The following is a 9,667-nucleotide window of genomic DNA, read 5'->3' as shown; positions in this document are numbered from 1 at the left end:
GAACGGTCCTGGAAAGACCGGCCATAGAAAGTGAAAGCCTTGTATGGGAAAGCAATAGTCAGCGAGCAGGATCCAAAGTACCACGAGACACGAGAAACCTTGTGGGAATTCGGGGGGACCACCCCCCAAGGCTAAATACTACTTAGTGACCGATAGCGCATAGTACTGTGAAGGAAAGGTGAAAAGGACCCCGGGAGGGGAGTGAAAGAGAACCTGAAACCTTGTGTTTACAAGCTGTGGAACCACGTTTAAAGTGGAACCGCGTACTTTTTGTAGAACGGTCCGGCGAGTTACCGTTACTGGCAAGGTTAAGCACTGAATGTGCGGAGCCGAAGGGAAACCAAGTCTTAATAGGGCGTTAAGTCAGTAAAGGTAGACCCGAAACCGGGTGATCTACCCATGTCCAGGTTGAAGCTGCCGTAAAAGGCGGTGGAGGACCGAACGCACATCCGTTGAAAAGGGTGGCGATGAGGTGTGGGTAGGGGAGAAATTCCAATCGAACCCGGAGATAGCTGGTTCTCCTCGAAATAGCTTTAGGGCTAGCCTCGTATTAGTCTGCCGGAGGTAGAGCACTGAATTTCCTAGGGGGCGTCAAAGCTTACCAAAGAATATCAAACTCCGAATGCCGGTCAGATGATGTACGGGAGTCAGACTGCACGAGATAAGTTGGGCAGTCAAAAGGGAAAGAGCCCAGACCACCAGCTAAGGTCCCAAAGTGCGTGTTAAGTGGAAAAGGATGTGAGATTTCAGAGACAACTAGGATGTTGGCTTAGAAGCAGCCACACATTCAAAGAGTGCGTAATAGCTCACTAGTCGAGAGGTCTTGCGCCGAAAATGTCCGGGGCTAAAACACGACACCGAAGCTGTGGAATGTATCGTATGATACATTGGTAGAGGAGCATTCTTAATGCGCAGAAGCATTACCGTAAGGAGATGTGGAGCGTTAAGAAGAGAGAATGCCGGAATGAGTAGCGAGATGGAAGTGAGAATCTTCCAGGCCGAATATCTAAGGTTTCCAGAGTAAAGCTGATCTGCTCTGGGTAAGTCGGGACCTAAGGCGAGGTCGAAAGACGTAGTCGATGGACAACAGGTTGAAATTCCTGTACCGCATATTATCAGAACTGTGGGGACACAGAACCGAGAGAGAACCCGGGAATGAAAAGACCGGGGCAAGCATTGGACTGGCTAAGATGGAAAATCCGCTTAGCAACAGGAAGGTGTGATGCGTACCGAACAAAAGTAGGGAAGTCTCTGTAGGGGCTGTCAAGAAAAGCCGCTATTGTGTAATATGTGCCCGTACCGTAAACCGACACAGGTGGATGAGGAGAGAATCCTAAGGCCGGCGGGAGAAGCATTGTTAAGGAACTCGGCAAAATGACCCCGTAACTTCGGGATAAGGGGTGCCTGAGAAATCAGGCCGCAGAGAATAGGCTCAAGCAACTGTTTAGCAAAAACACAGGTCTATGCAAAACCGAAAGGTGAGGTATATGGGCTGACGCCTGCCCGGTGCTGGAAGGTTACGAGGAGGGGTTAGCGGCAACGCGAAGCTCTGAATTTAAGCCCCAGTAAACGGCGGCCGTAACTATAACGGTCCTAAGGTAGCGAAATTCCTTGTCGGGTAAGTTCCGACCCGCACGAAAGGCGTAATGATTTGAGCGCTGTCTCGACAATGCACCCGGTGAAATTGAAATACCAGTGAAGATGCTGGTTACCTGCGCCAGGACGGAAAGACCCCATGGAGCTTTACTCCAGCTTGATACTGGGATTCGGTGCTGCATGTACAGGATAGGTGGGAGGCAATGAAGATAGGACGCCAGTCTTATCAGAGCCGATGTTGGGATACCACCCTTGCGGTATTGGATTTCTAACCTGCAGCCATAACCTGGCTGGGGGACAATGTCAGGCGGGGAGTTTGACTGGGGCGGTCGCCTCCGAAAGAGTATCGGAGGCGCTCAAAGGTTCCCTCAGAATGGTCGGAAACCATTCGAAGAGTGCAAAGGCATAAGGGAGCTTGACTGCGACACCGACGGGTGGAGCAGGTAGGAAACTAGGACTTAGTGATCCGGTGGTATAAAGTGGGATTGCCATCGCTCAACGGATAAAAGCTACCCTGGGGATAACAGGCTTATCACTCCCAAGAGTTCACATCGACGGAGTGGTTTGGCACCTCGATGTCGGCTCATCGCATCCTGGGGCTGTAGTAGGTCCCAAGGGTTGGGCTGTTCGCCCATTAAAGCGGTACGCGAGCTGGGTTCAGAACGTCGTGAGACAGTTCGGTCCCTATCCGGCGTGGGCGTAGGATATTTGAGAGGAGCTGTCCTTAGTACGAGAGGACCGGGATGGACTGACCTCTGGTGTATCTGTTGGTGATCAACACCATGGCAGAGTAGCCAAGTCGGGAAGGGATAAACGCTGAAGGCATCTAAGCGTGAAGCCCCCCTCAAGATGAGATATCCCATCGCAAGAGTAAGACCCCTTGAAGACGACGAGGTAGATAGGGCAGAGGTGGAAGCATGGTAACATGTGTAGCTGACTGTCACTAATAGGTCGAGGGCTTAACCAGGTTGGTTTAGGTAAGAGGAAAGAACGGATGAAAGATATATAACAATGTGTGGTTTTGAGGGTATATGCCCCAAGGATTGCAGTAATGCAATATTCCTCGATAGCTCAGTTGGTAGAGCAAACGGCTGTTAACCGTTGGGTCGTAGGTTCAAGTCCTACTCGGGGAGCTTTGGCCCCATGGTCAAGCGGTTAAGACATCGCCCTTTCACGGCGGTAACACGAGTTCGAATCTCGTTGGGGTCATTGAATGCCGATGTGGCTCAATTGGCAGAGCAGCTGATTTGTAATCAGCAGGTTATCGGTTCGAGTCCGATCATCGGCTTTCACTTTACTAAATATATCTATCAGATTATTATGTTTAGGACCTTTAGCTCAGTTGGTTAGAGCAACCGGCTCATAACCGGTCGGTCCCGGGTTCGAGTCCCCGAAGGTCCACTAGCACTGAACTAAATATTTGATAATCTGGCCCGGTGGCTCAGCTGGTTAGAGCGCCGCCCTGTCACGGCGGAGGTCGTGGGTTCGAATCCCATCCGGGTCGTTCTGTATTTTAAAAATACAGGCTTTACAAACCAGCAGGTAAGTTGTATAATGCTTACTGTATCGTTTATGGGATCTTAGCTCAGCTGGGAGAGCATCTGCCTTACAAGCAGAGGGTCATAGGTTCGAGCCCTATAGGTCCCATTTCCATGAGAAATCATGAGAATGCCGGCGTGGCGGAACTGGCAGACGCACAGGACTTAAAATCCTGCGGGCTTAATCGCCCGTACCGGTTCGATTCCGGTCGCCGGCATTGCCTGAGAAGGCAGCCAATTGAATATGTGTGTGTAGCTCAGCTGGATAGAGCACTTGGCTACGGACCAAGGTGTCGGGAGTTCGAATCTTCTCACGCACGTAGAGAAAAAGCATTTACACGAAAGTGTAGATGCTTTTTTGGTTTACTTTTCCATAAATAATAATTATTGCTTGCTTTTTTTCCAGAATTTATTATACTAAATAGTAAATGATATAAGAAAATTTAATAAAAAAATCTGAATCAGGTGCAACGAGGTAGCTGGCAACAATGGGTGCAGTGCCTCTTTTTTTATATAAATGATTCTAAAAGACTGGAGTTTTGAGACATGAAAAGGGATGAGATAATCAAAATATTAGATCAGGTTCCTGGTAAAATCAGCTTTCTTTATGAAAATCTGGAAACAGGAGAGCGGGTTGGATATAGGGAAGATCAGTCACTTATGGCAGCCAGCGTGATAAAGCTGTATGTCATGGCGGCAGCATTTAATCAGTTTGAAACAGGAAAACTGAGGCAGGATTTCTCGCTGCCCATATACAAAAAGGATTGGGTTCCATCCTGCGGAGCTCTCACCTACCTTCATGAGGGGATCTGTGTCACTGCATTGGATCTGGTCACTCTGATGATTATATTTAGTGATAATACAGCCACCAATGTGCTCATTGAATTACTGGGGATGGACGAGATCAATCAATATATTAAGTCTCTTGGATTTGAAAAAACCTGTCTTAACAGAAAAATGTATGATACAGAAAAGTCCAGTAAGGGGATTCAAAATTACATAACTGCATCTGAGACAGGCAGGCTGCTTACGATGATGTACCGGGGAGAGTTGGTCAGCGAAGGGGCAAGCAGGCAGATGATATCAATTCTAAAAAATCAGCAGCTTTGCAGTAAGATTCCATTCTATTTACAGGCACTTGCAGAGGAGCCGGAGATAGCCCATAAAACAGGTGAGGATCGTGGAATTACTCATGATGTGGGAATCGTATATGGAAAAACGCCGTTTCTTGTTTGTTTTTGCGGGAATGAGACGGATACTCCTGGGTTTGAGCGGATTATGGGGGAACTGTCGTTAAAATTATATGAAAAAGCAAATCGGGCAGCGGTACTGAATTAAAACAAAACCACAGACAGGATTATAGGAAGGAAATCAGAATGAAAATAGCGAAAATTGAAACGGCAGAAGTGAATATTCCTCTTGTAACTCCATTTAAAACAGCTCTCAGAACCGTAGATTCTGTTAATGATATTGTAGTCAGAATTACGGCCGATGACGGGCAGAGAGGGTACGGTGAGGCTCCTCCTACGGCTGTAATTACGGGAGAGACGAAAGGCTCCATCCGCTGCGCCATTGAGGAGTTTATTGCACCTCCATTAATTGGTATGGAGATTGAAAATCTTGATGGGATTATGAAAGTACTTCATAAATCCATGGTAAAGAATACTTCGGCTAAGGCAGCAGTGGATATGGCTGTATACGATCTGTTCGCAAAATCCTGTGGGAAGCCTCTCTATCAGGTTCTTGGGGGCAGCAAGGGGGAAATAGAGACAGATTTGACCATCAGTGTCAATGAGACAGAGGAGATGGTCAAAGACAGTCTGCTTGCTATCCAGCAGGGATTTAGAATACTAAAGATCAAAGTCGGCAAAGAAGGACAAAAGGATGTGGAACGGATTAAGGCCATCCGCCAGGCAGTGGGGCCGGGGATTAAGCTTCGGATTGATGCGAACCAGGGGTGGTCTGCAAAAGATGCAGTCAGGATTATAAGAAAACTGGAGGACATGGGAATGGATATGGATCTGGTGGAACAGCCGGTGAGCGCCCATGATTTTGAAGGGATGAAGCTTATTACAAGTCAGGTACAAACTCCGATTCTGGCAGATGAAAGCGTTTTTTCAGCCATGGATGCCATACATATCATAAAAGAGCGTGCTGCAGATTTAATTAATATTAAGCTGATGAAGACCGGGGGGATATACGAGGCTTTAAAAGTCTGTGCCATAGCAGAATGCTACGAAGTGGAGTGTATGATTGGATGTATGCTGGAAAGTAAGATTGCAGTCAGCGCTGCCGCCCATCTGGCAGCTGCAAAAGGAGTTATTACCAGAGCGGATTTAGACGGGCCCTCTCTGTGCAGTGAGGATCCATATAGCGGAGGTCCAGCTTTTATGGGATCCAGAATTTTAATGAATTCCGAGCCGGGACTGGGAATCTGTAAGGTACCTGTTTTTGGGGAGAAATGAAACATACAAACGAAGACACTAATCCCTGACGGGTTTAGAAATAAGAAAAAATGGAGGAAAATTATGAAGAAAAAAAGATTAGCAGCCGGTATTCTCTGTGCAGTTCTTGCAACGGCAACTGTACTCAGCGGATGCGGAGGTAAAAAAACTTCTGAGAGCAGTACAGGAAGTGCCCAGGGCGGAGCAAAGACCGAAGGAAGCGGGGAGCCAGCCGTTTATAAAAAGCTTTATGGAGCAGAAGCAACAACTCTTAATTACCTCACCTCATCTACGGAAAATGATTATAAAATTGGCGCAAATGTAATTGATACTCTGGTAGAATATGACAATAAGGGACAGATTAAACCCGGCCTGGCTACAGAATGGAGTTATGATGATGCCACTCTTACCTGGACTTTTAAGCTTAGAGATGCAAAATGGGTTGATAACACGGGCAAAGAAGTTGGCGCTGTGACAGCCCAGGATTTTGTGGATGCCATGAAGTATGAGCTGACTCCGGAATATGAAAGTTCCAATGTACAGAATTTATTTGGCATCATAGCCAATGCCGAAAATTATTATAACGGGCTGGTTTACAATGGTGGTGCAGATAAAGATGGGAAAGTATGGCAGCCGGTTGAATTTTCAACGGTTGGTGTTAAGGCTTTAGATGAACATACTCTTACTTATACCCTTGAGAAGGAAGTTCCTTATTTCCTGTCTTCTCTGGCTTATGTAGTTTATATGCCAGCCTATGGACCTCAGCTTGAGGAGCTTGGTAAGGACTTTGGAACTGGCGCAGACAAGATGTATTATAATGGTGCTTACTATCTGGAAGAATTCTCTCCTCAGGAAAAGCATGTTATGAAGAAAAATCTGTTAAATTACGATGCGGCTCTGGTTTATATTGATGAAATTCAGGAAATTTACAATGCAGAATACAATACAATCGGACCTGAGATGGTAAAACGGGGCGAGGTGGATTATGCAGAACTTTCTTCTGATATTCTGGATGATTGGAAAAATAATGAGGATACAAAGAATTTAATCAGCAGAGAGAGACCCAGAACAAGCTACTCTTATTTCTACTGCTTTAACTTTAATCCCCAGTTTGATGCTCAGTATGAACCGGATAACTGGAAAAAGGCAGTGAATAATGAAAACTTCCGTAAGGCTTTATCATCAGCACTTAATAAGTCCAAGGAAGTTGCAGTGTTAGAGTCCGCTACTCCAGATGATTTTGTAATCAACTCTATTACACCGCCAAACTTTACCTTTAATGCACAGGGTGAGGATTATACCAAGGTAGGGGATATGGCAAACTTAACCCAGACCTTTGATGAGACAAAAGCAAAGGAATACAGAGATCTGGCAAAGAAGGAGCTGGAAGCATCAGGAGTCACATTCCCTGTTAAGGTATTGATGCCATACAATCCGTCTGAAGTAAACTGGGATAAAGAATGTCAGGTAGTGGAACAGCAGATGGAAAGCCTTCTTGGCTCTGATTTTATTGATATTGTTGTGGAAGCAGGTCCTGCAGATGGATTTTTAACAGAAGTACGCAGAAGCGGTAAATTTGCATTTATGAAATGTAACTGGGGCGCAGATTATGCTGATCCGGAAACCTGGACAGATCCGTTCTATCAGAAAAAGGGAGAAAGCGGATATGATCTTGGCTATAAGTATGGAAATATAGCAAAGGCAATTGAAGACGGAACTCCTTCTGCTGAAGCAGCTTTAGAATACTTTACTCTTGTGGATCAGGCTAAGGATATGAAAACAGATATTAATGCCAGGTATGAAGCTTTTGCCAAGGCTGAGGCAAGTCTTGTGGGTCACGCATTTGTGATTCCTTACAGCATTTCTGTCAGCAAGTATGTGGCAAGTAAACTGGATGTATTTGAAGGGCAGTATGCGCCGTTTGGAGTATCTAATCTTCGGTATAAAGGGCAGCATTTAAAGGATCATTTCATTTCTATGGATGAGTTTAAGGCGAACCGGGAAGCAAATGAAAAATAAACGGTAAGAAAAAACGCCGGATCACAGGCTATGCTTTTGGTCCGGCGGAAAAATACCGTCTGAAGGAGAGGTGGATATGATCTGACTTCGCCTTCAGAGAGTATTTTTACAAACAAAACAAAGGAGTCTGAAAACTGATGTTACTATACTTGAGTAAAAGAATCGCACGTTCATTTCTTACATTAATCATCATTCTGACCGTTGTATTCTGTCTTCTCCGCCTTATGCCGATTGAAGGTTATTTTCAGAACTTTGATAAAATGACGCCTCAGCAAATCGAAGTGGGTTTAAAGGAGATGGGATTGTCGGATCCCCTTCCACTTCAGATTGTTCATTTTTTCCAGAAACTGCTTCATGGTGATCTGGGTACTTCCAGGATTTATCGTTCCAATGTCCCAGTATCCGATATTCTGGCGGATAAAGTTCCAGTATCCATTAAGCTGGGAATCTGGTCCATGGTTGTCTCACTTCTGGTTGGACTTCCCATGGGGGCTTTTATGGCAAGGTATCAGTATCGTTGGTTTGATAAAATAGGTACGTTTTTTATTGTGTGTATTCAGGCTGTACCGGCCGCAGTCTATTTCCTTTATATTCAGCTTTATGGGACACAGCTCTTTCATGTAGGGCTGCTCTTTCAGATCGATGATCCCAGTTACTGGATCTTGCCGGTTATTTCCATGTCTCTAGGAAATATTGCATTTTATGGGATGTGGCTGAGACGGTATATGATTGATGAAAGCAATAAGGATTATGTCAGATTGGCAAAGGCAAAAGGGCTGTCAGAAGGTAATGTTATGTTTAAACATATTTTCCGCAATGCCTTTGTTCCCCTTGCCCAGTATATTCCTACTGCATTTTTAAATACGGTGATCGGTTCTATTTACATAGAATCTCTTTACAGCATTCCTGGAATGGGCGGTCTTTTGGTTACCGTAATTAAAAAGCATGACAATGCCATGGTACAGGGGATTGTACTTTTATATGCCTGTGTGGGCGTACTGGGACTGCTTCTTGGCGATCTTATGATGGTTATGCTGGATCCCAGAATCAGCCTTGGAAAGAAAGCAGGTGACAGATGATGAAGCAATTTTCCTACCGCCATACAAAGGAAGCAGCGTTAATTGAAAATATGGAAGAAGCAGAGCTGTTTACGTTTGGAGGATATAATGAAGCTGAGACAGAGAAAACGGGGTTCAGCAATTATTCTTACTGGAACAGTACGCTACACGCTTTTTTTAAAAACAGAATTGCTTTTGCTTTACTGGTGCTGTTAATGCTGTTATTGGCATTTACGTTTATACAGCCTTATCTTCCAGGTCAGTATGATCCAAACCTGATTATCAATGATGCCAGTGGAATGCAGTTTCGCAATATTCCGCCAGGAAAACAATTTATTCTCGGAACCAATTCCATCGGTCAGGACTTATGGGCAAGGATCTGGTCAGGAACCAGGACTTCGCTGTTTATTGGCTTATCAGTGGCACTGGCGGAGGCGGTAATCGGTATTACTGTTGGGGTAATCTGGGGTTATGTCAGAAAGGCGGACTTTATACTGACTGAAATTTATAATATTATTGATAATATACCAAATACCATTATATTGATTTTGATCTCTTACATATTAAAACCCAGCGTTAAAACACTGATATTCGCCATGTGCCTTACGGGATGGATTCAGATGGCAAGATTTATACGCAATCAGATACTAATTATCAGAGACAGGGATTATAATGTGGCAAGCCGGTGCCTTGGAACACCTACAGTCAGAATTATTGTGAAAAACCTTCTGCCTTATCTGGTTTCTGTCATTATGCTTCGAATGGCACTTACCATTCCGGCTGCTATCGGTAATGAAGTGTTTATTACCTATATTGGCCTGGGACTTCCGGTTAATATTCCAAGTCTTGGAAACCTAATCAATGAAGGAAGAGCACTGATTACCAGCCCGGCGCTGCGCTATCAGCTGGTTTATCCTACCATTATTCTTTCATTTGTAACTATTTCTTTCTACATTATCGGCAACGCGTTTTCTGATGCCGCCGATCCGAAGAATCACTTGTAAGGAGGCAG

5 protein-coding genes, 8 tRNA genes and 1 rRNA gene (1 of these 14 running past the window's edge) are annotated in these 9,667 nt (G+C 45.0%); all 14 read left to right on the top strand.

Annotated elements, in window-relative coordinates; genetic code table 11:
• Positions 1 to 2,563, top strand: a 23S ribosomal RNA gene (locus ACOAOT_RS17860) (it extends 329 nt beyond the left edge of the window).
• A 93-nt stretch (positions 2,564 to 2,656) separates the two neighbouring features.
• Positions 2,657 to 2,729, top strand: a tRNA-Asn gene (locus ACOAOT_RS17855).
• A 4-nt stretch (positions 2,730 to 2,733) separates the two neighbouring features.
• Positions 2,734 to 2,805, top strand: a tRNA-Glu gene (locus tag ACOAOT_RS17850).
• A gap of 6 nt (positions 2,806 to 2,811) precedes the next feature.
• Positions 2,812 to 2,884, top strand: a tRNA-Thr gene (locus ACOAOT_RS17845).
• Positions 2,885 to 2,923: 39 nt separating this feature from the next.
• Positions 2,924 to 2,997, top strand: a tRNA-Ile gene (locus ACOAOT_RS17840).
• Between the two features lie 29 nt (positions 2,998 to 3,026).
• Positions 3,027 to 3,100 (top strand) — tRNA-Asp (locus ACOAOT_RS17835).
• A gap of 70 nt (positions 3,101 to 3,170) precedes the next feature.
• Positions 3,171 to 3,243, top strand: a tRNA-Val gene (locus ACOAOT_RS17830).
• A gap of 23 nt (positions 3,244 to 3,266) precedes the next feature.
• A tRNA-Leu gene (locus ACOAOT_RS17825) sits at positions 3,267 to 3,352 on the top strand.
• Between the two features lie 28 nt (positions 3,353 to 3,380).
• Positions 3,381 to 3,454 (top strand) — tRNA-Arg (locus ACOAOT_RS17820).
• A 226-nt stretch (positions 3,455 to 3,680) separates the two neighbouring features.
• On the top strand, positions 3,681 to 4,472 hold the full coding sequence (locus ACOAOT_RS17815) for a serine hydrolase (protein WP_420218216.1): 792 nt from the start codon (positions 3,681 to 3,683) through the stop codon (positions 4,470 to 4,472).
• A gap of 38 nt (positions 4,473 to 4,510) precedes the next feature.
• Positions 4,511 to 5,599 carry a dipeptide epimerase gene (locus ACOAOT_RS17810; RefSeq protein WP_420218214.1) on the top strand — a complete coding sequence of 363 codons (1,089 nt, stop codon included), beginning with the start codon at positions 4,511 to 4,513 and terminating at the stop codon, positions 5,597 to 5,599.
• 63 nt (positions 5,600 to 5,662) lie between these two features.
• On the top strand, positions 5,663 to 7,597 hold the full coding sequence (locus tag ACOAOT_RS17805; protein WP_420218213.1) for a peptide ABC transporter substrate-binding protein: 1,935 nt from the start codon (positions 5,663 to 5,665) through the stop codon (positions 7,595 to 7,597).
• Between the two features lie 137 nt (positions 7,598 to 7,734).
• Complete coding sequence (locus ACOAOT_RS17800) at positions 7,735 to 8,676, top strand: ABC transporter permease (RefSeq protein ID WP_420218212.1); 942 nt, start codon at positions 7,735 to 7,737, stop codon at positions 8,674 to 8,676.
• On the top strand, positions 8,673 to 9,659 hold the full coding sequence (locus tag ACOAOT_RS17795) for an ABC transporter permease (protein ID WP_420218211.1): 987 nt from the start codon (positions 8,673 to 8,675) through the stop codon (positions 9,657 to 9,659). Before ACOAOT_RS17800 ends, ACOAOT_RS17795 begins: the two co-directional genes overlap by 4 nt.
• Positions 9,660 to 9,667 lie beyond the last annotated feature (8 nt).

Source organism: Lacrimispora struthionigena, assembly GCF_048627165.1.
Lineage (GTDB): Bacteria > Bacillota > Clostridia > Lachnospirales > Lachnospiraceae > Lacrimispora.
This window is presented reverse-complemented; position numbering and strand designations above follow the sequence as displayed.

Coding starts and splice junctions, on each gene's coding strand:
- ACOAOT_RS17815 (WP_420218216.1), top strand. CDS start 3,681: ATGAAAAGGGATGAGATAATCAAAATATTAGATCAGGTTCCTGGTAAA.
- ACOAOT_RS17810 (WP_420218214.1), top strand. CDS start 4,511: ATGAAAATAGCGAAAATTGAAACGGCAGAAGTGAATATTCCTCTTGTA.
- ACOAOT_RS17805 (WP_420218213.1), top strand. CDS start 5,663: ATGAAGAAAAAAAGATTAGCAGCCGGTATTCTCTGTGCAGTTCTTGCA.
- ACOAOT_RS17800 (WP_420218212.1), top strand. CDS start 7,735: ATGTTACTATACTTGAGTAAAAGAATCGCACGTTCATTTCTTACATTA.
- ACOAOT_RS17795 (WP_420218211.1), top strand. CDS start 8,673: ATGATGAAGCAATTTTCCTACCGCCATACAAAGGAAGCAGCGTTAATT.